Source organism: Streptomyces sp. NPDC001750 (assembly GCF_042892615.1).
GTDB lineage: Bacteria > Actinomycetota > Actinomycetes > Streptomycetales > Streptomycetaceae > Streptomyces.
The window spans coordinates 1-22,308 of record NZ_JBIAUE010000042.1 but is presented as its reverse complement, the minus strand read 5'-3'; the positions used below and the strand labels follow the sequence as shown (position 1 = coordinate 22,308).

The following is a 22,308-nucleotide window of genomic DNA, read 5'->3' as shown; positions in this document are numbered from 1 at the left end:
TTCCTCATATTGGCAAGCAACTGAGCGAACTTGTGACGCAGTTTGCGGAACTCTCTCCTGCACACCCCGTCCTGCACGACGTCCTCCTGAAGACCGGCCATCGAAGGTGATGTCGAAGGCGTTCAGGGCGGTCTTCCAGCGCATGGTCCAGCGAGCCTGGCCCTTGCCGGTGGGGTCCAGCGACATGATGGCCATGTAGACGCGCTTCAAAGCCGCGGTTTCGTCGGGGAAGTGACCGCAGGCTTTGACTGAACCGCCCCGTGTTCGGTAGAGATCTCAGATTGTGGTTGTGACCTGGGGTTTCGTGGATTTCATGTAGTGGTTGGCTTCGTATTCGACGGGGCGGGATGTGGCCTATTTCACCGTGGAGTCTGCGGTGGTTGTACCAGTCAGCCCACTCGGCAGTGGCCAACTCGACCTGGGCGAGTGTCTTCCAGGGCCGTTGTGGCTTGATCAACTCGGTTTTGAACAGGCCGATCGCGGACTCCATCAGGGCGTTGTCGTACGCGTCACCGACGGATCCGATGCTCGCCGCAATGCTGGCAGCGTCCAGGTGCTCGGCGAGCTTGAACGATGTGCGACCCGGTGTCCGAGTGATGGTTCAACTCTCCTGGCTGAACCGGCTGTTGATCGCAGTCGCGTTGCCAGATGGGCATCTCCATGGCGTCCAGGACGAAGACGGTCTCCTTCACCGTGGCCGCGGACCAGCCGACGATGCGCCGGGAGAAGGTGTCCACGACGAACGCGACATACACGGTCGCGGACCAGGTCTTCACGTGGGTGAAGTCCGCCACCCGGCACCGGTCCGGGGCGGCGGCGAAGTCGCGGTCGACCAGATCGGGGGCCCGCTCGGCCTGTCCGCCGGGGATCGTGGTGATGACACGTTTGCCGCGCACCGCTCCCTGGATACCGAGCTCGCGCATCAGGCGCTCAACAGTACAGCGGGCCACCGCATGACCCTGCCGGTTCAGCTCGTCTTTCCCGCGACCACTTCGTCGGCCGCCGACACGAGGAAGCCTGTACGACAGGCTCCGCCAGAAGCAGGTGTTACGGGATGTTTCCTGTCAGGGTGACTGTTGATCTTTGTGTCATGTGTGTTGAGGCCGCCCGAGAATCGCCCGACTGGAATGCGGTGTGGTCGACAGTCCTTCGCCGTGAACGAAGTGCTGCCGCAGCTGCATGAATTGCTGTTCTCCTCGATCGACGGTGTGTCCGTGGAGTCGGTCGAGGTGACCGACACGGTCGTACGGATCGAGGCACGTACGACTTCCAGTCAGTCGGCCTGCCCGGGATGCGGATGCTGGTCAGGCCGAAGACACGGCTCCTACCTTCGGTTTCCGTGCGGCGGACGACCGGAGTCCGCCCCTTGGCGCCTCAGGTGCGGCCCGCGATCCGAGCTGTGACCTGGTCGGACATCGTCACGGACACGCGACTCCGCCGCGACGGCGCAGGCCGACGGCGACACGGTCAGCGGGTCGTGAGGACGGTTCGACTGGGCGCCGGCGACCACCGTCGTCCCGGCCACACGGCTGACACTGTCAGGGCCGAGAAGGTCCGCTTGGACCGTGCCTGCAGCGATGTGCGGTGGACCGCTCGTAGGCTGCTGCGGCCAGAACCACCACCCGATGCCGGCCAGGATGAGACAGGGCACCACCGCAGCTGCGAGCAGCTGCCAGTGACGCAGCAGCCGAGCGACGCCGCGCCCACTCGGCGAAGGAACAGGCTGCAAAGCCGGTTGCCGCGGCGACGCGACCACGTTGGAGGCCGGACGCGGACGTCTCACCCGCAGCGAGCGAAGCAGTCCGCCACGCCTTGACGTCCCGGAGCCGGTCGCCGCTCCGTCCGGGCCTGATGGTGGCGAACTCCCTTCGCCGAGCGGCCCGGCAGGTGGGGCGGCGCCAGACGGGCCGCCCCTGCCCAGGTCCGACGCCGACGAAATAACGTATTCGGTGTCCTTGTCCACCCTGATCTCCCCCCATGGCCCAGGTAGCAGCCTGCGCAAATATTGCTACATACAGTCACCAATGATTCAATGCGGCGGAGCAAGCCCCTCTCATTCGATTTGAGACTTTCCGAGCAGCCATCAAAAACCGCCAACTGCCTTCCATTCAGCGGGAGTTCGCAGTCAACTTGCGCTGCCCTGTTCAGGCCGCGCACCGGAGCAGAGACACATGTGACCGACCGATAACCCGGACGGCCCGCACCATCAGGCGCTCACAGCGATGCACGGGGCGCCGTCGGCCGAGGCCCACCTGGCACTCGGCCGGCACGTCAAGGCCAAAGACCTGGCGCAGCGCGCGGCGGGACTGGCCCAGGAGGTCGGTGACCTGCAATTGCGCGCGACGAGCCTGTCCCTGCTCGGAGCCGCGGAACACGGCCGCGGAGACCTGCCGTTGGCCATCGCTCTCCAGCGAGAGGCCCTGGCCACGCTCACCGAGCACACCAGCAGGCCGCTGGAGATGGAGGTCCGCCGCCGGCTCGGACACACCTACGCGGCTGCGGGCCACCCGGACAAGGCCGAGCAGCAGTTCCGCATTGCCCGGTCCTTGGCCGGGGCGACGTAGCGGCACTGGTCCTGTGGCCCGGGCGGGGTCTGGACGGTCAACGGTGGATCTCCGAACAGGAAGTGACACCTGATGACAGACGTGATCGTCTCGGCTGATGCCGTGGAGGAAGTGGCTCCTGCCAGGGCGCCGGATGCGTTGGACGACCAGTTGATCAGTCAGCTGGTGGACCGGGCGAAGGCCGACGGCATCCAGCTGACCGGCGAGGGAGGGCTGCTGCTGCAGCAGCTGACGAAGAGGATCCTCGAGTCCGCCCTCGAACGCGAGATCACTGACCATCTCGGGCACGAGAAGCACGAGCGGGCCGAGAGCGGCAACGTCCGCAACGGCACCCGAGCCCGAGCCAAGACCGTGATCACCGATGTCGGGCCGGTCGAGATCGAGGTGCCGCGGGATCGGGCAGGCTCGTTCGAACCGCAGATCGTCAAGAATCGGCAGCGTCGGCTGAACGGCGTCGACGAGATGGTGCTCTCGCTGTCTGCTTGCGGCCTCACGCACGGGGAGATCTCGGCCCACCTCAAAGAGGTCTACAGCGCCGAGGTGTCCAAGACGACGATCTCCACGATCACCGACAGAGTCAAGCTCAAGGGTTCGGCACGTTCAGTTCGGTGCTCGCGCTCAGCTCTTGGTGTTGCCTTCCAGCCCGGCAGCAGGGAAGAGAGCACCGGATCACTCTCGATCTTCTCCTGAGTGAGCCCCATGTCTTCATCGATGACCGCATCTCCACACTTCGAGGTGATGGACACCCACGTCTTGCTGCGTAGAGGTGCGGGCGCCTCGGTAGCAAGAGGCCTTGTCCGGCCGATCTGCCGGAGGTATGCGGCCAACCTTGCGGATACGGACGTCTTTGAAACGCGTGCGGCCGCAACCTGGTCAGGGGGCCTGAGGGCTGTTCGTTCTTCGGCGGTGGGAGGGGCTGGTAGCGCTGGGGATCGGTGTAGCGGTGCTGTGCGGCTGTCATCGTTCTACTGCTGCGCCGGTGGACCGAGGCGCGCTGGCCCCGGGCCCCGGAACCGGCACAGGACACAGCCCCTGACACGTTCTGCCTCCGCCTGGACGGCCTCACCGGCCGGCTTCGCACGGTGCAGTAGCCCTTGAACAGTCACCCCGACGGACAGGAAGCACCCATGTTCAGACGACTCAGCACACTCACCGTGACCCTGGCACTCGCCGGGACACTCGCCACCGGCACGACCTCTGCCGCCTCCGCCGCCGATACCACGCCGGAGGACCGCGTCTCCGGCAAGCGTGTATACAACGGGATGCAAATCGCCTTCAACCCCGCCACGCCAGACGCCTTCTGCACGCTGGGCGCGGTCGGCCAGGACGACTACGGCCGGAAGATCGCCATCTCCGCAGGCCACTGCCTCAACGACCCGCGCTACGCGGACCGCGAGATCCACGAGGACATCGCCCCCGTCTACCACCGGCAGGACACCGCCGCCGGCCCGATCGGGTACGTGCGGTACTTCAAAGACCCCGAGGGTTCGATGACCGGGCACCTGACCAAGGACTACATGATCATCGAATTGGTCGACGGGGTCGCACTCTCGTCGCAGGGGCCGTATCTGAAGCAGACCGACGAACTGGAGGTCCCCGGCGGCGAGGCCAGCCCGAACGCCCTGACGCCTGCCCGCGACGACGAGCGTCTCCTCGGCGCCGCTCTGTTCAACAACAACGAACTCGTGGTGTCCGGACAACTGGGAGTCTGGTACGGGCGGATCACCAACAACAGCAGCGGCGTCTACCAGTCACACGCCAAGCACAAGGGCGGCGACTCAGGTGGCCCGGCCATCTGGCACGTACCCGGTACGCCGTACCCCTCCGAGACCAACGGCTTCCAGGCGGAGGGCCCCTGGGCAGGCATAACCAAGGGCATCATCCTCGGTATTCCTCCCTACGTGTACACCAGCTCGGCCAACATCCTCGCTGACCTGCGCGCCCGTGACTCCGCCGACCCCGCCAACGTCTACGGCTCGGGCTTCGAGGTGACAACCAACCCGTAGAGCAGCGCTCGCCGTCCGCGCGCTGAGGCATGAACGGACTCCCGCCCTTGAGTCTCGGTGAATCGCCCCGCTTCAAATGGAGACTCGATTTCATGAAAGCCTCGCCCGCTGCCCTTGACGCCTCTCCTCCCGTCATTCGGTCGCCAGACACATGACGCGAGTGAGTGCGTGTACGACGGCGGCGCGCTGTCCACGGACGACCCTTCCCAGCACGACCGACCCGAAGATCATCCCAGGCCGGTCAGTCAACGTGACAGTACCCCGTCCAGCGTTCGATGACGTCGCTGTCGGGGCGGACCCGGTAGCAGAGCTCGGCGGTCAGCGGGTAGTGGCGGTCGGCCAGGCGAAGGCGCAGCTGTCCGCCTTCGATGTGGTGGCCGGTGAAGTGCCACTGGGCGCCCCGCGTGTCGTCGGCGAATCGGACCTGGAAGCCCGTCGGCCCGAAGCGGGCTCCGGTCTACGGCGCGAGTTCGTCTGGGGCGGCGTCGGCCTCGAAGCTGCTTGCTGCAGGTGAGGCCGCGTCAGGCAGCCCTTCGAGTTCTGCGGCGTTGAGGGCAGGCCCCAGTACAGGTGCCGGGGCTGCCGTCGGCGCCGATGCGTACGGTGTACGCGAGGCGGTCGAAGACGTTCGAGGCACGAGTGATCCCAGGAAGGTGTCGGGCGAACGTGAGGATCGGCGCGCAGCGGGTGGGCGGCCGTGGTCAAAGCGTCCGGAGAGACGCGAAAGTGACCCGAGGGTAGGGGCGCCGGTCCGCGAAAATCAATACTGGACGAACTTATTTATTTGCCGGTACGTTGCCGACGTGTTTCCAAAGGAATCGGGGCCGTTGGTCACCGCACCGGCCGAAACTGCCATCCTGAGCCTGCTGTTGGCCGAGAGTCCGCTCAGTCGGGTCGAGCTGGCCCGCCGTACCGGGCTGTCCTCGACGAGGACGTCGGCCTGACCGGTGGACCCCGAGCCCGCACCTGCACCAGCCACTTCGCAGCATTGTGCCCCGCCGAGCTGATGCTCGGCGGGGCACAAGAAGGGGCCGAATGAACCAACAGTGTCGGCTTACTGGCGGGCCCTCACGTTTGTTCGCTCGGGCAACAGAGCCGCGTATTGGCCCCAGAGCAGTTCGTCAGCTATGAGGGCAGCGCGGGCAACGGCGGGGTCGTCACCGGCCGGACCCCGGGCTGCGGCGCGCGTCACGCTCAGCGCGCTTCTTCTTGGTCCGTCCCATCGGCTGCCTCCTCGCTCTCAACCCCAAACGGCCAACGAGCAGCCGCCCGCCCGGACACGAACTCCGCCCTCCAGCGGCCCCACCCGCCGGGGCGGGCAGGCTGGCAGGGCTCCCCGGCTTCCGAAACAGGCCCCATAGTCGCGCTGCCCGCCGACCCGGTGCTGAGGCATCCGGAGCAGGAGGTCGGCACCTTCAACGCGCACATCATCGAGACCGGCACCGACAGCTTCCGTCCGGCCCAAACCCAGCAAAAGCGCCGCCGCAAAGCGACAACGGCCGCAATGCAGGATCGTGGCAGGGGGTGTCACCAGGAGCATCCGGCCCGGACTTGGATGGCCATGCCTGCTCTTGGAGCTCTCTCCCCTGGACACGCAAGCCGGCGGCCCGAGCCCCGTTTCCCGACAGCGTCACACTGGCGGGGCCCTCCCTGCTCGGCGGACCTCGGTGGGTTCCGGCGGAGCGGCCTACTGGTACTGCGTGGTGACGCTCACGCCACTGAAGTCCTGTTGTCCGGCGTCGAGGCTGAAGTAGACCCAGCCGGACGGCGGGTTGTCGATGGTCAGCGTCTCGTTGTTGCCGGCGTTGGTGGACTTCGCCTGGTACGAGGTGGTGGTGGCCCAGCTGGTGCCGTTGTAGTACAGGTCGGCGTTGCCGGTGCCGCCGGTGCTGGTGATGGTCAGTTGCTTGACGCCGGTCGGCAAGTACAGGAAGTGGTTGCTGTGGTCGCCGGTGGTGGCCGCGAGGTTGTCCCGGCGGCAGTTCTTGTCGAACTGGCGCGTGTCTGCGTTGGTGCAGAGCGGGGTGGCCTGGGCCTCCGGCAGGGGGCCGCAGTCGTCGGTCGCGCAGGTGGTCGTCAGCCAGGTGGCGAAGTCGGCGTCGTAGCTGGTGCCGATGGTCTGCTTCAGGAAGGTGCGGGCACCGTTCCAGTCACCGGTGCGGTACTTGCCGAGCACGGTCTCGATGTCCGCGGGGTGCGCCTGCAGCATGTAGCGGACCGCCAGGAAGCCCCACTGGTAGACCCGGGCCGAGTTGACGTCGGGGTCGTCGTCCTGGCCGTAGACGGTGTCGAACAACTCGCTGAGCTTGTACGTGTTCTTGCCGGCTGCGGCGATCGCGTTGGCGTTGCGCTCCTGGCGGTAGCCGTACGAGATGTTCTCGGCGATGCCCTCGACCCACCAGATGGTGGGCGTGGTCTGGCTGGCGTCGAAGTCGCCGTACATGTTGTAGCGGCCGTCGAGGTAGTGGGTGTACTCGTGGTTGAGGTTCCAGATCTCGAACTTGGGGCGCAGCCAGGACGCCTCGTGTGCGATGAAGCGGGCCTGGTTGCCCGGCTTGGACGGGTCGCCCTCCTCGTACATGCCGCCGTTGTCGACGTCGATGTCGTAGATGGCCCAGGCGTACAGCGAGTACTGGGTGTAGTCGTCGAAGGCGACAACCTCCAGGTTTGTGTTCACGTCACCGGGGATCGCGCCCTTGTCGCCGATCACGCGGTGGAAGTAGGCGTCCTGGTTGATCAGGCTGGTGCAGGTGGTGGCAAGCTGTCCGGGGGACATGTCCTGGGCGCGGATCTTCAGGCCCGGGGTGCAGGTGTGCTGGATCGGCAGGACCACCGGGAGTACGCGGCTGCCCAGGTCGCAGATGCCGTAGGCCTCGCAGTTGCCCTTGTCGTACTGACGTGTGGCCCAGCCCAGGTTCATGGTGATCGGGGCGGTGGGGCCGACGTTCGGGTAGCGGTTGATCAGGTCCTTCAGCAGTGGCCGGACCCGGTCCTTGAGCTCGGGGACATCAAGGGCGTAACCGAGGAAGCGGCCGACGTTGCTGATGACGTCCAAGCGGTTCAGCTGCGTCTCGTTGCGGGTGATGAAGTCGGCCCAGGTGTTGAGGATCGCGGGGTCGGCCTTGAGCGCGGCCCGCCAGCCCCGGCCGTCGTTCTTGGCATCGAAGCCGTTCTCGATGACGCGCTCGGCGTTCTCGAGGGAGAGGGTCATCCGGCTCGGCCAGGTGGCGTCGTAGTTGGCGAGCATCCACTTGACGACGCCGGCGTACCGACCGGCCTCGTGGGTGCTGTCGATGAGCGTGACGACCTCGTTGAGGGTGTCGCCGTTGGCGTCGGTGATGTCCTTGCTGTGCGGGGCGGCGAAGAAGGCGTCCAGCGCGCCGCGGGCCGAGGCCTGCAGCGCCGTGCCGTAGTCACCGACGACGTCCTGGTGGTTGTCCTGCACGTAGTAGCCGGCGCGCAGGAACATCACCAGCTGGCCCACGGAGGTGCTGTTGTCGCCCGGGTAAGTGGCGGAGGCGTCGCGGAGCGCGTTGGCGACGGTCACCATCTGGGGCTCGCGGAACGTCTTGCCGGCGTCGGTTCCGGTGAGGTTGAACAGCGAGTAGGTGCAGGTGACCTTGGGGAGGGCCTTGAGCTGCTGGATCAGCGCGCTGCCCGTGGCGTTGATCACTCCGGAGAGGTCGCCGCATTCGTTCCCGCCGGCGGCGGCCGAGAACTGCTTGCCGGCCTTGGCAGGCTCGGTGGTCGGGGCGGCGGCCGGGGCGGACTCTTCGAGGGAGTCCTGTGAGGAGATCTTGAAGCCGGAGCCGTTGGTCGTGGCGTCGGGCGATTTGGGGACCGGGATCGACCGCGGCGCCGAGGCCGCGGGGCCGGCAGCGTTGGCGCCGGCCTGGGGCACGGCGCCGACGGGGGTGGCCTGGCTCTGCGGCGTGAGCAGGCCGAACGCGACGAAGAATGCGGCGCCGAGCGCAGGGAGCCTGCGCGCGTTGGCCGTTGATATCCGGGAGGGGCGCATCTGTTGGGGCCTCCGGGGCCGTCGTGGCCGCATGTTGAACAAGCGGCTATTGGTGTGTGACATGTAAAATGGCACATGTCGCACCGCACAGGAAGATCCTGGACCGGATTACCGTCCGACATCTTTGCGTTCGGCCCCTGCTGAACGGCGCGGAACTCCCCTCCGCCGCGCCGCTCCGCACGTCCGATGGTGTCGAGGACGGATGGCCCGGCTCCTGGACAGCTGACCTGCTGTCGGGCAGCGACGTGGCCCGGCCGGGCCCGGCGCCACCGCGAGGGCCTGGTCGAGGCGGTGCGCAACAAGGGGTTCCGCGTCACCGAACTCTCCGACCGCGATTTGGACGAGTACACCGAGATCCGCTCACTCATCGAGATCCCCACCATCGGCCGCGTGACTCGGTCCGCCTCACGCGAGCAGCTGGAGGCGCTGAGGCCGATGGCCGAGGAGATCGTGGCCGCCGCGGACCGGGGCGACCTGATCGCCTACCTGGAGTCGGACCGCAGATTCCATCTCGGCCTGCTCGCCCTCGCGGGGAACGCTCGCCTCCTCGAGACGGTGGCCGACCTGCGCAAGCTCTCTCGGCTCTACGGGCTCGCCGACCTGTCCCAGGAAGGGGCGCTGGTGGGGTCGGCGCGGGAGCACACAGCACTTCTGGACATCATGATCGCCGGGGATGCGGAGGGCGCCGAGGAGCACATGCGCCACCATCTCGCGCATGTGCGGACCCTGTGGGCGGCGCGGAAGCGGGAAGCCGAGCGCCCGGCCCGCACGCTCGGCTCCCGCTGACGCCGATGCTCATCCGGCACGACCGGGGGTACTGCCCCGGCACCGATGGGCCGGAGGGGTCAGGTCCGCTCCCTGGGAGTTCCCCCCTTCCGCCGGTAGGCCGCGACGGCGACCACCAGGTCCTGCCAGGCCATCCCGCATGTCTTCACGACCAGCGGGCGGTCGGCCGGGGCGACGGCCCGCGAGCCGATCAGGTCCGCCATGGTCACCAGGGAATCCGGCGCAAGCGAGCCTTCGCCAATCGCCATCACGACGTCGCCCGCCTCGCGGAGGGCGGTCTCCCGGCTCTCCACGAGGACCGTGGCGCGACCCATCAGCGTGCTGTCGATTTCCCGCGCGGTCGGTTCGTGCGAGCCGACCGCCAGCACCACCGCGCCGTCGCGCACCAGACGCCCGTCGACCACCGGTTCACGGGCGGACGTCGCAGTGACGACGACATCCGCGCGACGTACCAGAGCCGCCGTTTCCGCACCGTCCGCCGACGTATGCCGGTCCGCCCATTCAGGGACGGGGCCCCCGCGCCGGGTGACGGCCGTGACGTCGGCCACCGGAACGTGGGCCCGGACAGTGGCGACGTGCCCCTCCCCCTGGGGGCCCGCACCGAAGACCACCAGACGCAGTCCTCCGCCGGCGTCTGCGAGCCCGCGCAGCCGGTCCAGGCAGGCCGCGACCGAGACGGCGGGGGTCCGCAGGGTCGTCAGCGCCACCCCGTCCAGGAGCGCCACCGGGGTCAGGGTCGCGCTGTCGTGGAGCAGATAGGTGGCGTTGATCCGCCGCAGCCCGCGCGCGGCGTTGCCGGGCGCGACGGTGGCGATCTTCACACCGAACCAGCCACCGGATTCCGAGGGCATGAGCAGTCCCTGACCGTGGGCCAGCGGAATGATCGCGCGCGGCACGTCGCCGTCCGGGTCGAGCCCCCTGGCCAGCGCTTCCCGGACTGCGGCGACGGCGCCGGCCGGGCCGAGCGCGAACACGTCCTTCTCGTCGAGCATTGTCGTCATCGCAGCACGAAGCCCGGCAGGAGGGTGTCGTCGGGGTCGACGGTGAAGCGGCAGGTCCCGGTGGCGTACGCCGTGCCCGTTATGGCCGGGACGACCGCGGGGAGGCCGTGGGCGGTGGTCAGGTGGGCGATCCGGGCGCGGAAGACGGAGCCCGCTACTGACTCGTGCCGCAGTTCGTCACCCGGGTGCAGTTGTCTGGCGTCGGCGAGCAGCGCGACCCGTGCGGCGGTGCCCGAGCCGCACGGGGAGCGGTCGACCTCACCGTCCGCGAATACTGTGACGTTGCGGTGGTGCAGCAGATGGGTGCCGTCGGGCCGTCGGGCCGGTGCGGCGGCCTCTTCGGTGAACACCGTCCCGTAGACGCCGGACAGCCGGGGATCCTGTGGGTGTTCGGCGGCGTCGGCGGCGTTGAGCGCGTCGCGGATCTCGCGGCCCGCCGCGATGAGCTGGGGGATGTCTTCCGGCCGGACCCGCAGCCCGAACTGCTCCACCGGAAGCACGGCGTACATGGCGCCGCCGAAGGCGATGTCGACGGCGACGGTTCCGCGCGAGGTTGCCACCTTGACGCCGCGCGCGTGGACGTAGCCGGGGACGTTGATGAATGTCACGTCCGCGACCCGGCCGCCGACGGTGCGCACGCTCGCCGTGACACGGCCGGAGGGTACGTCGATCACGACGTCCGTCGTTCCGTCGGCGGGCGCCGGGACCAGGCCCGAGGCGACCGCCCAGGCGCCGAGGGCGATCGTGCCGTGGCCGCAGGCTGTGGAGAAGCCGTCCTTGTGCCAGAAGAGGGCGCCGAGGTGGGCGCCGGCGTCGTCCGGCGGCACCAGGAAGGACCCGTACATGTCGGCGTGACCGCGCGGTTCGCTGCACAGCAGGGCCCGCGTCCACTGGACCTCGTCGCTGGCCATGGCGGTCGTGCGCCGCTCGGCGACGGTGAGCCCGGCCCCGGTCACGGCCGGCGGGGCCTGCGGCACGATCCGGAACGGTTCGCCCCCGGTGTGCCAGTCCACCGTCTCGATCGGCGCGGTGCCCAGCGGCCCGCGCGCCACCGCCGTCTTCGGCCTCTCCGCCTTCCCATGCCCTTCCGAAGTGTCAGCCGCCTTCGGTCTTTCCCGTGTCACCTGCATCACGCTCCCTGATATCTCGACATGCTGTGGGCCGGTCCGCCAGGCGGCGTCCGGACAGGTGGGCGCGATGGGCCGGACGCCGCACGGGCGGCCGGCCCATCGCGCGACCGCTCAAACGGTTCACACAGTGAACCCCGCCGGGTAGGGGTCCGTGGGATCGAGCAGGTACTGCGCGGTCCCGGTGATCCAGGCGCGGCCGGTGACGGAGGGCAGTACGGCGGGCCGGCCGCCGACCGTGGTTTCTGCCAGGATCCGGCCGGTGAAGCGGGAGCCGATGAGGGACTCGTTGACGAAGTCCCGCCCGGTCGGCAGTAGCCCCCGCGCGTGCAGTTGGGCCATCCGGGCGCTGGTTCCCGTCCCGCAGGGCGAGCGGTCGAACCACCCGGGGTGGATTGCCATGGCGTGCCGCGAGTGCTCGGCGGTCGAGCCGGGCGCCTCCAGATAGACGTGGTGACAAACGTCTATGGAGGGATCCTCCGGATGCGCCACCGGGTTCTGCGTGTTGATCGCCTCCATGACGGCCAGGCCCGCGTCGAGCAGCCGATGCTTCTCCTCCCGGTCGAAGGGGATGCCGAGGCCCTCGGTGCGCACGATGGCGTAGAAGTTGCCGCCGTAGGCGATGTCGTAGCGGACCGGGCCGAAGCCCTCGACCTCGACGACCTGGTCCAGCCCGTGACTGTAGGACGCGACGTTCTCCAGGGTGACCGACTCGGCGCGACCGCCCCGCACAGCGACCCGTGCCGTGACCAGTCCGGCGGGCGTGTCCAGGCGGATGAGGGTCTCTGGCTCGACCGCCTCGACCATGCCCGTCTCCACGAGAACCGTCGCCACGCCGATCGTGCCGTGCCCGCACATGGGCAGGCAGCCGGAGACCTCGATGTACAGGACGCCGAAGTCGGCGTCGGGCCGGGTCGGGGGCTGGAGTATCGCCCCGGACATGGCTGCGTGCCCGCGCGGCTCGCACATGAGCAGGGTGCGCAGCCGGTCGCGTTGCTCGACGAACAGCTGCCGCCGCTCGGCCATCGTCTCGCCCGGCAGGACGCCGACCCCGCCCGTGATGACCCGGGTCGGCATGCCCTCGGTGTGCGAGTCGACGGCGTGGTAGCAGGCGACCGAACGCATGTCAGTTCACCCCGGCGTCGATGAGGGCCTGGGTGGCGGCACGTACGAGGGCTTCGGTCTCCGGGTTCAGCGCCTGCCGGGGCGGACGGCAGGAGCCTCCGGTCCGGCCGATCATGTCCTGGCCGAGCTTGATGGCCTGTACGAACTCGGTGTTGCTGTCCCAGCGCAGCACGGAGTGAAGCTGGCGGTAGAGGGGGAGCGCGGTGTCGAGGTCGCCTGCCAGCGAGGCGTTGTAGAGGGCGAGGCAGGCGCGCGGGAAGATCTGGGGGTAGCCCGCGACCCAGCCCTTGGCGCCGGCGAGACCGACCTCCACGAGGGTGTCGTCGGTGCCGATCAGGAGGTCGAGCCCGGGGGCGAGCTCACTGATGGCATAGCACCGCCGGACGTCGCCGGAGAACTCCTTCACACCCACGATGAAACCCTCGGCATGCAGCTTGGCCAGCAGCTCCGGGCGCAGGTCGACCTTGGTGTCGATGGGATTGTTGTAGGCGGTGACGGGAAGTCCGGCCGAGGCCACCATCTGGTAGTGCTCGAGAACGGCGCGGTCGTCAGCTCGGTAGGCGTTGGGCGGCAGGCACATGACGGCCTGGCAGCCGGCGTCCTTGGCGAACTGCGCGTGCCGCTTCGCCTCGACCGCGCCGTAGGCTCCCACGCCCGGCATGACGGTGAAGCCCTCGGGAGCGTTCGCGACGGCGGTCTCCACGACGCGGTCGCGTTCCTCGTAGGTCAGGGTCTGGTACTCGCCCAGCGAGCCGTTCGGGGCAACGCCGTGCAGGCCCTGTTCGGCGAGCCAGGCGACGTTGTCCCCGTAGGCACCGTGGTCGACGGCAAGGTCGTCGTCGAACGGGAGGCTGGTCGCGACGATGACGCCGTGCCAGGGCATGCGGCTCTGGGTCATTTGAGCTCCTCAGGTGTGATCGGTGGTGGACTCGTCCAGACCGGCGAGCCCACCGAGGGTGACGGGGGTCGCGATCAGCCGCTCCGCGGGCGCGTACGGCTGATCGCGGGCCACGAGACAGTGCACGGCGGGCCCGCACATCCGGCCCTGGCACCACCCCATGCCGGCCCTGGTCAACTGTTTGACTTGCCGGTGGTCGGATGCCGATCCGTCGGCGCAGGCGGCCCGGACCGCCCCTGCGGTGACCTCTTCGCACCGGCAGACCAGCGTGTCGTCGGTCAGCCACGGGGACCAGGCCGGTGGCAGGGGGTGCGCCTGTGCCATCGCACGGGCGAAGGCACGGTGCCTGGCCACCGCGGCACGTTTCGCGGCCAGGCGCCGGACGTTCGGCAGGCCGGGCGCCCGGAGGTCGGTGAGCACCGACACGGCGGCGATCGCGCCCTCGCTCACCGCGAGCACGGCCCCGCCCACGCCGCAGGTCTCGCCCGCCGCGTAGAGCCCGGGCACTCCGGTGCGCTGTCCGTCGTCGACGGCGGCGGCCATGGTGCCGTCGCCCGCGTCGGCGAGGTCGCAGCCGAGGGGGATGAGGAGGTCGAGCTGGGGCGCGAAGCCCCAGCCGACGCCCACGGTGTCGGCCTCGATCCGGCGCTCCGTACCCGGGAGCGGGCTGCCCTCGGCATCCAGGGAGGCGACGCGCACCATGGCGACCCTCCCGTCTCCTTCGGCGCCGACGATCGCGGTGCGGGTACGGACCGGGACGCGGTGCCGGGCGAGCGTGCCCGCGTACCGCGCGGCCTCAACCCACTTGGCGGGGTTGCGCAACAGCGGTACGGGGTGTCGCAGCCAGGCCGAGGGCGCAGCCGCCTCGCACACGGCGGCGACCTCGGCCCCGCGTGCGGCAAGGGCCGCGGCGACCGGCAGCAGGAAGGGTCCCGTACCGCCGAGCACCACCCGGCGGCCGGCGGCAACTCCCCCGCCCTTGAGCAGCGACTGGAGACCCCCGATGGTGAGCACGCCGGGCAGGTCCCAGCCGGGGAAGGGAAGTTGGCGGTCGTAGGCGCCGGTCGCCACCAGCAGTGCTGGTGCGCGCAGCACTACGGCGGTCTCCTCGGGCGCCCGGCTCCGGTCCATGGCGTGGACGGCGAACCCGTCGCCCTCGCGGGCCGTGGTCCACACGTGGTGGTTCAACAGCAGCGTGAGCCGACCGGTGCGCGCGTGGGCGGACAGTGTCGCGCACAGCGCCCGGTACGTGGGAAGTGCGTGGTGCAGATCCGCGGTCGGGATGGCGTGGCGCGCGTGTTGCGGGGGGTGGCGCCAGAACTGGCCGCCCAGGGCGGCGCCCGAGTCGACGAGAAGGACACGCAATCCGCCGTCCAGGGCGGTGGCGGCAGCCGCCATGCCGGCCGGGCCGGCGCCCACCACCACGAGGTCGCCGGATTCACTCATCGTCGCCCTCCCCGGTCGTGACGGCCATGCCCGTGCGGGCCTGCACGAGGCAGGCGCGTTGCCCGCCCGTTCCGTCGATGGTCACCAGACAGTCGAAACAGACACCGATCCCGCAGAAGACCCCGCGGGGCCGCTGTCCGAGCCGGGTGGCCCTCCAGGCGACCCGGCCCGAGGCGACGAGTGCGGCGGCCAGGGTCTGTCCTGGTACGAACGGCAGCGGTTCGCCGTCCACGGTGAACTCGCTCACTTCGGCATACCTCCGGTGGTGAGGAATCGGTCGGGCAGGAGACCGGTGTGGGCGGCCGGATCGGCGCCCCGCCAGGGGCGGCCAAGCAGGTGAGCGGTGACCAGAGCGCCGGTTCCCGGAGCGAGACCGACACCTGCGCCCTCGTGGCCGCACGCGTGGACGACGCCGGGCACTCGGAGGTCCGGACCGATGACCGGCAGGTGGTCCGGGCAGTACGGCCGGAAGCCCCGGTAGGCGCGGATCAGATGGGCGGCGCGCAGGAACGGGAACAGACTGCACGCCTGGGCGGCGAGGGCGGCGACCACGGCCGGGTTCATGGCGGTGTCGAAACCGACGCGCTCGCGGCTGGCGCCGATCAGAATGGTTCCCGCCCGGGTGCCCTCGACGACGCACGAGGTCTCCAGCCCCGCGTCGCAGGAGGCGACGTTGGCGACGTAGTCGGCGGAGTAGACCTTGTGCCGGATCATGGGCGGCAGCGGCTCGGTGACGAGGACGAAGCCCCGGCGCGGCAGGATCTCGACGGGGGCGCCGAGTCGGCGGCCGACTTCGCCACCCCAGGTCCCCGCAGCGTTCACCACGGCGTCGGCGGTCAGCACGGTGCCGTCAGCGGTGCGGACTCCGGCGATCCGGCCATCGGGTCCGGTGATTGCGGCGATGGCTTCGCCGGTGTGCACCCGTGCGCCGCGCCGGACTGCGGCGCGCAGCAGTCCGGCTGCCGCGAGGACGGGCTGTACCTGGGCGTCCTGCGGGTAGTGGACGCCGCCGGGAAGTCCGGGCGCGATATGCGGTTCGAGATCGCGGACGCGTTCGACGGGTTCGGTGCAAACGCCAACTGCCGCCTGGTTCGCGGCGAACGCGTGCAGGGCGGTGAGGGCCTCGGGTGTGCTCGCGACGACCAGGCCGCCCTTGGCTTCCAGTTCGACGGTCTCCGGGCCGAGTTCCTCGCCGGCCTCGTCCCACAGATCGCGGCTGAGCCGGGCCAGTTCCATTTCGGGTCCCGGTTCCTTGTCGGAGAGGAGTATGTTGCCCTCCCCCCGACTGGTCGTGCCGGCGCCGACGGGCCCCCGGTCGAGAACCGTGACGCCGAGGCCCGCCGCGGCGGCGTGGAACGCGCACGCAGCGCCCACGATGCCCGCGCCCACGACAACGACTTTCATAGCCACCCCCTCTGTGCAATGTCACATGCCACAACTAGGCTATACATCGGAGTGATCCGAAGACAACGCCGCCGACCGGGTGATCTTCACCCGGCGCCCGACGACGGCGCGCTGCACACCGTGCGCACAGGGAGATGAATCGTTGTGAACCTGACCGGACACTCGATCCTGGCCGGCCGTGACGCCCCCGGTACGGGGGCCGCCTGGCACGCGATCGCCGCCGCGACCGGCGAGCCGATCGGCCCTCCGCTCCGGGACGCGTCGGCCGAGCAGATCGCCGAGGCAGCCCGGCTCGCCGAGGCTGACGCCCGCGCCTTCCGCGCCCTGCCGGCAGAGCGCCGGGCGGGCTTCCTCGACGCCTGCGCGGAGGAGATCGAAGCGCTCGGCGACGCACTTCTGGAACTTGCAGCCCACGAGACCGGGCTCTCTTCGGTCCGGCTGGCCGGTGAACGGGGGCGGACCTGCGGGCAACTGCGCCTGTTCGCCGATCTGGTCAGAAGTGGAACCGCGCTCGGTGCCAGGATCGACTCCGGGGCCTCCCGGACGGATGTACGGCTGCGCCGGATTCCCGTCGGTCCGGTGGCGGTATTCGGCGCGAGCAACTTCCCGCTGGCGTTCTCGGTCGCGGGCGGAGACACCGTGTCCGCGCTGGCCGCCGGCTGCCCCGTGGTGGCCAAGGCACACCCGTCCCACCCGGGCACCAGCGAGGCGGTGGCCCGCGCCGTCACGACGGCCGCCGCGCGCACAGGTGTGCCGGCCGGTGTGTTCTCGCTACTGGTGGGCCGGGGCAACGAGGTCGGTCTCGCCCTGGTCGGTGATCCACGGATCGCTGCCGTGGGCTTCACCGGCTCCCGGGCCGGCGGGCTGGCGCTGGTCGCCGCCGCGCAGTCCCGCCCGGTGCCCGTCCCGGTCCACGCCGAGATGTCCGCGGTCAATCCCGTGATCGTGCTCGACGGGGCCCTCGCCGAGCCGGGACCGGTGGCCGAGGGATACGTGGCGTCGCTGACCAGCGGCGCGGGGCAGTTCTGCACGAACCCCGGCCTCCTGCTGCTGCCTGCCGGGCCGACGGGCGACGCCTTCCTCGCCGCCGTGACTCAGGCCGTGGCGAGTACGGAGGGCCAGGTCATGCTCACCCCGGGAATCACCCGGGCGTACACAGAGGGGGTGCAGCGGTGGGCGGCCGTCGAAGGGGTGCGGGAGGTGGCCCGGGGCACAGCCGGGGACGGCCCGTACGCGCCCGCCCCTGTGGTCCTCGAATGCGACGCGGCCACGTACACCGCGCACAAGGATCTCACCGGCGAGGTCTTCGGCGCCGCGGGGCTCATCGTGCGCTGGTCCGGGACGGAAGAACTCCTCTCGCTACTGGAGACTCTGGAGGGGCAGCTGACAGCCACCCTGCAGGGAACTGACGCCGACTTGGCCACGGTCCTGCGACTGCTGCCCGTGCTGGAGGAGCGAGCGGGCCGCATCCTGTGGGGCGGCTGGCCCACCGGGGTCGAGGTCTGCCACGCGATGGTGCACGGGGGGCCGTGGCCCGCGACGGGGCAAACCTTGCCGGGAGCGGCACTAGGCACCGTGCCAGGCGTCGCGGGTCGGACGGGACGTTCGGAACACGCCTCAGACCCGCCGGGCCGCGACGGCCGCGGCCCCGACGAGTCCCGCGTCGGCGCCCATCAGCGCGGGAGCCACCGTGAGCCGCCGCACGAAGGAGAGCGTGGCGTACCAGTCGAGGGCCCGGCGCAGGGGAGCGAGGAGGATGTCGCCCGCTCCGGCCACTCCCCCGCCGATCACCGCGATGTCGATCTCGACGAGCACCGCGGTGGCGGCGATCCCCGCCGCCAGCGCCTGCGCGGCCCGACCGTACGAGGCCAGGGCGATCCGGTCCCCCGTGCGCGCGGCGGCGGCCACGGCCGCGGCCGAGACGTCGCCGTCCGGCCCGGGCAGCCAGCCGTTCTCCAACGCCCGGCGGGCGATGTTCGGCCCGCTGGCGATCCGCTCGACACAGCCGTACGAACCGCAGGGGCACGGGTCGCCGTCCAGCTCCACGCTGACATGACCGATGTGCCCGGCATTGCCCGTGGGACCGGGGTGCAGTCGTCCGCCGAGGACGAGCCCCCCTCCGACACCGGTGGACACCACCATGCACAGGGCGTTGTCATGACCGCGCGCCGCACCCAGCCAGTGCTCCGCCGCCGTCATCGCGACGCCGTCGCCGACGAGTTCGACCGGCAGTCCGCCGACCGCCTCGCCGACGCGTTCCACCAGCGGGAAGTCGCGCCAGCCGGGAACGTTGACGGGGCTCACCGTACCGGCGGAGGCGTCCACCGGACCCGCGCTGCCGATGCCGACGGCCGTCACCCGCCCCCACATCGGCGACCCGGACAGCTCGGCCAGGACCTCCCCCACCGCGCCCATGACCGCCTCGGCCCCCTCCCGTGCGGGTGTCGGCCGCTGCGCCCGCGCGAGGAGCCCGCCGCCGCCGTCCACCAGCGCGGCGGCGATCTTGGTGCCACCGATGTCCAGCGCGGCGACGAGGTCGGATTGCATCGGTGCGGCTCCGTGGGCTCGGGAGGGGGCGGAACGTGCCGGGTTCGGTTCGGACGCGGTCCGGCCCCGGCGGACGTCCGACCAGTCTCCATTCAGTTGACAACGTTGTCCAGGCCCTATGCTCGACGTGCACAGCATCCGGTCCGCGCCATGGCGCCGCTCACGGCCCAGGCCGGATCCCGCACCCGACGAAGGACAGCGCACCGTGGCCGAGACCGCCCGTCACCCCGAGCCCCGTTACGGCAACCGGCCGACCATGAAGGACGTGGCCGCACGCGCCGGAGTCGGCCTCAAGACGGTCTCCCGGGTGGTCAACGGCGAACCGGGGGTGACGCCGGACACCGAGCGCCGGGTCCAGGAGGCCATCGAGGCACTCGGCTTCCGCCGCAACGACAGCGCACGCGTGCTGCGCAAGGGCCGTACCGCCTCCATCGGGCTGGTCCTCGAGGACCTCGCCGACCCGTTCTACGGGCCGCTGAGCCGCGCGGTCGAGGAGGTCGCCCGGGCGCACGGCGCCCTGCTCATCAACGGGTCGAGCGCCGAGGACCCGGAGCGCGAGCAGGAGTTGGTGCTCGCGCTGTGCGCACGCCGGGTGGACGGTCTGATCGTGATCCCGGCCGGGGACGACCACCGCTATCTGGAACCGGAGACGAAGGCGGGTGTCGCCACCGTCTTCGTGGACCGGCCGGCCGGCCGCATCGACGCCGACACGGTCCTTTCCGACAGCTTCGGCGGCGCCCGGGAGGGCGTCGCCCATCTCATCGCGCACGGCCATCGCCGGATCGGTTTCATCGGCGACCAGCCGCGCATCCACACCGCCACGGAACGGCTGCGCGGCTATCACGCGGCCATGGCGGACGCCGGGACGGCGGTCGACGATTCCTGGGTGTCCCTCGGGTCCACCGAACCGGGGCGGGTCCGGGCCGCCGTGGAGAGGATGCTGTCCGGCCCCGAGCCCGTCACCGCGCTGTTCGCGGGCAACAACCGCGTGACGGTGACGGCGGTGCGCGTCCTCGCGGAGCGGGAACGCCCGGTCGCTCTCGTCGGCTTCGACGACATCGAACTGGCCGATCTGCTCGGCATCACCGTCATCTCGCAGGACGCCGCCGCCGTCGGCCGCACCGCCGCCGAACACCTCTTCCGACGTCTCGACGGCGCGGACCACTCCCCCGTGCGCGTCGAACTGCCCACCACGCTCGTCCCGCGCGGCTCGGGCGAACTGCCGCCCGCCTGAGCCGCGCGGCGCGTCCGAGGCGCCGCCGTCAGGGCGCGGTCAGCGTGAGCCCGGCGCGGCGAACGCGTCCAGGTCCGCGCGCGTCAGCCTGGTCAGCCGGGCCACCTCGGCGGCGTCCAGGGCGCCGCAGTCGATGCCGCGCAGGAGGTATCCGCCGAGCGCCTTGGCGGTGGCGGGTTCGTCCATCACGTCGCCGCCGGTCCTGGCGGCGTACGCGGCGAGCCGCGCGGCGGCCTGCTCCAGGCCCTCGCGGTAGAAGGTGTACACGGCCGCGTACCGGGTCGGCAGGTGCCCCGGGTGCATGTCCCAGCCCTGGTAGTAGGCGCGGGTCAGGGCGCGGCGGGTGAGACCGTGGTGGAGCCGCCATGCCTCGTGGACCCTGTGGGTGGGACCGACGGGGAGGACGTTGGTGGAGCCGTCGCAGACCCGTACGCCGGTACCGGCGGCGGCGACCTGCATGACGGCCTTGGCGTGGTCGGCGGCCGGATGGTCGCTCGCCTGGTATGCGGCGCTGACGCCGACACAGGCGCTGTAGTCGAAGGTTCCGTAGTGCAGTCCGGTGGCCCGGCCCCGCGCGGCGTCGATCATGCGGGCGACGGCGGCGGTGCCGTCGGCGGCCAGGATGGACTGGCTGGTCTCGATCTGGATCTCGAAGCCGATCCGCCCGGCCGGCAGTCCGTGCGTCTGCTCGAACGCCTCGAGGAGCCGCGCGAAGGCGGTGACCTGCTCGGGGTAGGTCACCTTGGGGAGGGTGAGGACCAGTCCGTCGGGGAGCCCGCCCGCCCGCATCAGACCGGTGAGGAAGATGTCTGTGGTCCGGATGCCCCGGTCGCGCACGGCGGCCTCCATGCACTTCATGCGGATGCCCATGTACGGGGCGGCCGTGCCGTTCGCGTACGCCTCCGCGACCAGCCGTGCGGTGCGGGCAGCGGTCTCGTCCTCCTCGGCATTGGGGCGCGAGCCGTATCCGTCCTCGAAATCGATGCGCAGATCCTCGACGGGTTCGCGCTCCAGCTTGGCGCGGACCCGGTCGTGGACCGGGGCGGCGAGTTCGTCCGGGATGCCGAGGACCGCGGCGAACGACGCCGCGTCGGGCGCGTGCTCGTCGAGCGCCTTCAGCGCCTGGTCGCCCCAGGAGCGGATGGTGCCGGAGGTGAACGTGTCGCCGGGGACGTAGACCGTGTGGACCGGCTGGCGGGTGCCGGGATCTCCCGGGTAGCGGCGGGCGAGTTCGGCGTCGACGGCGGTGAGGGAGGCGCCGATCTCCTTGCCGACCGTACCGGCGAGGCTCGTCGCCACCTGCTCCTGCTGACCCATTGCACACCCTCCACCATCAGACGGCTTTCGCTTCACGGAATCAACAATCCGGATAGTGAAGCTATAAGGCCGTCGATTCGGCGTCAACGGTGATCGGAAAAGGTCCGGGGCCGTGTGGTGGGAAGTCACCACACGGCCCCGGACCGGGACAACGGCAGGGAAGCCCGCGTTGTCAGCCCTTGCGGGCCTTGATCTCGTCGGTGAGCTGGGGCACGACCTGGAACAGGTCACCGACCACGCCGTAGTCGACGAGATCGAAGATCGGCGCCTCGGCGTCCTTGTTGATCGCGACGATCGTCTTCGAGGTCTGCATACCCGCCCGGTGCTGGATCGCCCCGGAGATCCCCGACGCGATGTACAACTGCGGCGAGACCGACTTGCCCGTCTGCCCCACCTGCGCGGAATGCGGATACCAGCCCGCGTCCACCGCCGCACGCGACGCACCCACCGCCGCGCCCAGACTGTCCGCGAGCGCCTCGATCAACGCGAAGTTCTCCGCACCGTTCACACCCCGCCCGCCCGACACCACGATCGCGGCCTCGGTCAGCTCCGGACGCCCCGTCGACTCACGCGCCTCACGCCCCGTCACCCGCGTCCCCGACGCCCCCGACGAGAACGACACCTCCAACCCCACGACCTCACCCGCCGCAGCCACCGGCTCCACCGGCGCACTGTTCGGCTTGACCGTCACCACCGCACCACCCCGCACCACCCGGGACCGCGTGGTGAACGACGCCGCGAACACCGACTGCACCACCACCACACCCCCCTCCCCGGCCTCCACATCCACCACATCGGTCAGCAGACCCGAACCCGTCCGCAACGCCAGACGCGC

The 22,308-nt window shown here is 70.3% G+C and carries 16 protein-coding genes and 5 pseudogenes; 6 read left to right on the top strand and 15 right to left on the bottom strand.

Features of this window, described 5'->3' with window-relative positions; all coding sequences use genetic code 11:
* Positions 1-93: 93 nt before the first annotated feature.
* The 3 genes and pseudogenes from ACFYY6_RS35400 to ACFYY6_RS35390 all read right to left on the bottom strand — a co-directional run.
* Positions 94-252 (bottom strand): annotated as a pseudogene (locus tag ACFYY6_RS35400) (IS256 family transposase); the annotation flags it as partial.
* Positions 253-331: 79 nt separating this feature from the next.
* A pseudogene (locus ACFYY6_RS35395) lies at positions 332-490 on the bottom strand (integrase core domain-containing protein); the annotation flags it as partial.
* A 19-nt stretch (positions 491-509) separates the two neighbouring features.
* Positions 510-971, bottom strand: coding sequence for a DDE-type integrase/transposase/recombinase (locus tag ACFYY6_RS35390; protein ID WP_386609316.1), 462 nt, complete (start codon positions 969-971; stop codon positions 510-512).
* Between the two features lie 1,251 nt (positions 972-2,222).
* Between ACFYY6_RS35390 and ACFYY6_RS35385 the strand changes: the two genes are divergently transcribed.
* The 3 genes and pseudogenes from ACFYY6_RS35385 (at position 2,223) to ACFYY6_RS35375 (ending at position 4,570) form a co-directional block, all read left to right on the top strand.
* A complete protein-coding gene (locus ACFYY6_RS35385) occupies positions 2,223-2,564 on the top strand; it encodes a tetratricopeptide repeat protein (RefSeq protein ID WP_389197343.1) in 342 nt (113 codons plus the stop codon).
* A 72-nt stretch (positions 2,565-2,636) separates the two neighbouring features.
* Positions 2,637-3,143, top strand: a pseudogene (locus tag ACFYY6_RS35380) (transposase); the annotation flags it as partial.
* A 548-nt stretch (positions 3,144-3,691) separates the two neighbouring features.
* Positions 3,692-4,570: a hypothetical protein gene (locus ACFYY6_RS35375; protein WP_351633868.1), complete on the top strand. Its 879-nt coding sequence runs from the start codon at positions 3,692-3,694 to the stop codon at positions 4,568-4,570.
* Between the two features lie 241 nt (positions 4,571-4,811).
* Here ACFYY6_RS35375 and ACFYY6_RS35370 read toward each other — a convergent pair.
* Both ACFYY6_RS35370 and ACFYY6_RS35365 read right to left on the bottom strand, forming a co-directional pair.
* A pseudogene (locus ACFYY6_RS35370) lies at positions 4,812-5,006 on the bottom strand (glycoside hydrolase family 36 N-terminal domain-containing protein); the annotation flags it as partial.
* Between the two features lie 1,251 nt (positions 5,007-6,257).
* Positions 6,258-8,588 (bottom strand): collagenase, encoded by a 2,331-nt coding sequence (locus ACFYY6_RS35365; RefSeq protein ID WP_351525479.1) that lies wholly within the window; start codon positions 8,586-8,588, stop codon positions 6,258-6,260.
* A 186-nt stretch (positions 8,589-8,774) separates the two neighbouring features.
* Between ACFYY6_RS35365 and ACFYY6_RS35360 the strand changes: the two genes are divergently transcribed.
* Positions 8,775-9,374: a GntR family transcriptional regulator gene (locus ACFYY6_RS35360; protein ID WP_389197341.1), complete on the top strand. Its 600-nt coding sequence runs from the start codon at positions 8,775-8,777 to the stop codon at positions 9,372-9,374.
* Positions 9,375-9,433: 59 nt separating this feature from the next.
* On the opposite strand, the gene ACFYY6_RS35355 is transcribed toward ACFYY6_RS35360, so the two are convergent.
* The 7 genes from ACFYY6_RS35355 to ACFYY6_RS35325 form a co-directional block, all read right to left on the bottom strand.
* Complete coding sequence (locus ACFYY6_RS35355) at positions 9,434-10,375, bottom strand: ornithine cyclodeaminase family protein (protein ID WP_351525481.1); 942 nt, start codon at positions 10,373-10,375, stop codon at positions 9,434-9,436.
* The gene (locus tag ACFYY6_RS35350; RefSeq protein ID WP_386609286.1) at positions 10,372-11,427 is read right to left on the bottom strand and encodes a proline racemase family protein; all 1,056 of its coding nucleotides are present in this window, start codon (positions 11,425-11,427) and stop codon (positions 10,372-10,374) included. Before ACFYY6_RS35350 ends, ACFYY6_RS35355 begins: the two co-directional genes overlap by 4 nt.
* A 198-nt stretch (positions 11,428-11,625) precedes the next feature.
* Entirely contained in the window at positions 11,626-12,627 is a 1,002-nt protein-coding gene (locus tag ACFYY6_RS35345; protein WP_389197339.1) for a proline racemase family protein, read from the bottom strand.
* Between the two features lies 1 nt (position 12,628).
* Complete coding sequence (locus tag ACFYY6_RS35340) at positions 12,629-13,525, bottom strand: dihydrodipicolinate synthase family protein (RefSeq protein WP_351525407.1); 897 nt, start codon at positions 13,523-13,525, stop codon at positions 12,629-12,631.
* Between the two features lie 9 nt (positions 13,526-13,534).
* Entirely contained in the window at positions 13,535-14,971 is a 1,437-nt protein-coding gene (locus ACFYY6_RS35335) for an FAD-dependent oxidoreductase (RefSeq protein ID WP_388652914.1), read from the bottom strand.
* The gene (locus ACFYY6_RS35330; RefSeq protein WP_351525409.1) at positions 14,964-15,218 is read right to left on the bottom strand and encodes a (2Fe-2S)-binding protein; all 255 of its coding nucleotides are present in this window, start codon (positions 15,216-15,218) and stop codon (positions 14,964-14,966) included. Before ACFYY6_RS35330 ends, ACFYY6_RS35335 begins: the two co-directional genes overlap by 8 nt.
* Entirely contained in the window at positions 15,215-16,375 is a 1,161-nt protein-coding gene (locus ACFYY6_RS35325) for an FAD-dependent oxidoreductase (RefSeq protein ID WP_351525410.1), read from the bottom strand. The genes ACFYY6_RS35330 and ACFYY6_RS35325 overlap by 4 nt, the downstream gene beginning before the upstream one ends.
* A gap of 144 nt (positions 16,376-16,519) precedes the next feature.
* Between ACFYY6_RS35325 and ACFYY6_RS35320 the strand changes: the two are divergent.
* A pseudogene (locus ACFYY6_RS35320) lies at positions 16,520-17,737 on the top strand (aldehyde dehydrogenase family protein); the annotation flags it as partial.
* Between the two features lie 255 nt (positions 17,738-17,992).
* Here ACFYY6_RS35320 and ACFYY6_RS35315 read toward each other — a convergent pair.
* The gene (locus ACFYY6_RS35315; RefSeq protein ID WP_389197337.1) at positions 17,993-18,922 is read right to left on the bottom strand and encodes an ROK family protein; all 930 of its coding nucleotides are present in this window, start codon (positions 18,920-18,922) and stop codon (positions 17,993-17,995) included.
* A 205-nt stretch (positions 18,923-19,127) separates the two neighbouring features.
* Between ACFYY6_RS35315 and ACFYY6_RS35310 the strand changes: the two genes are divergently transcribed.
* Positions 19,128-20,156, top strand: a complete 1,029-nt coding sequence (locus tag ACFYY6_RS35310; RefSeq protein ID WP_351525412.1) for a LacI family DNA-binding transcriptional regulator — start codon at positions 19,128-19,130, stop codon at positions 20,154-20,156.
* Between the two features lie 39 nt (positions 20,157-20,195).
* Here ACFYY6_RS35310 and ACFYY6_RS35305 read toward each other — a convergent pair whose 3' ends face one another.
* Both ACFYY6_RS35305 and ACFYY6_RS35300 read right to left on the bottom strand, forming a co-directional pair.
* The gene (locus tag ACFYY6_RS35305; protein ID WP_388652909.1) at positions 20,196-21,473 is read right to left on the bottom strand and encodes a DUF6986 family protein; all 1,278 of its coding nucleotides are present in this window, start codon (positions 21,471-21,473) and stop codon (positions 20,196-20,198) included.
* 172 nt (positions 21,474-21,645) lie between these two features.
* On the bottom strand, positions 21,646-22,308 hold a 663-nt coding region (locus ACFYY6_RS35300; RefSeq protein WP_389197335.1), incomplete at its 5' end, for an electron transfer flavoprotein subunit alpha/FixB family protein.

Coding starts and splice junctions, on each gene's coding strand:
- ACFYY6_RS35315 (WP_389197337.1), bottom strand. CDS start 18,922: ATGCAATCCGACCTCGTCGCCGCGCTGGACATCGGTGGCACCAAGATC.
- ACFYY6_RS35385 (WP_389197343.1), top strand. CDS start 2,223: ATGCACGGGGCGCCGTCGGCCGAGGCCCACCTGGCACTCGGCCGGCAC.
- ACFYY6_RS35325 (WP_351525410.1), bottom strand. CDS start 16,375: ATGAAAGTCGTTGTCGTGGGCGCGGGCATCGTGGGCGCTGCGTGCGCG.
- ACFYY6_RS35365 (WP_351525479.1), bottom strand. CDS start 8,588: ATGCGCCCCTCCCGGATATCAACGGCCAACGCGCGCAGGCTCCCTGCG.
- ACFYY6_RS35305 (WP_388652909.1), bottom strand. CDS start 21,473: ATGGGTCAGCAGGAGCAGGTGGCGACGAGCCTCGCCGGTACGGTCGGC.
- ACFYY6_RS35340 (WP_351525407.1), bottom strand. CDS start 13,525: ATGACCCAGAGCCGCATGCCCTGGCACGGCGTCATCGTCGCGACCAGC.
- ACFYY6_RS35335 (WP_388652914.1), bottom strand. CDS start 14,971: ATGAGTGAATCCGGCGACCTCGTGGTGGTGGGCGCCGGCCCGGCCGGC.
- ACFYY6_RS35355 (WP_351525481.1), bottom strand. CDS start 10,375: ATGACGACAATGCTCGACGAGAAGGACGTGTTCGCGCTCGGCCCGGCC.
- ACFYY6_RS35375 (WP_351633868.1), top strand. CDS start 3,692: ATGTTCAGACGACTCAGCACACTCACCGTGACCCTGGCACTCGCCGGG.
- ACFYY6_RS35345 (WP_389197339.1), bottom strand. CDS start 12,627: ATGCGTTCGGTCGCCTGCTACCACGCCGTCGACTCGCACACCGAGGGC.
- ACFYY6_RS35360 (WP_389197341.1), top strand. CDS start 8,775: ATGGTGTCGAGGACGGATGGCCCGGCTCCTGGACAGCTGACCTGCTGT.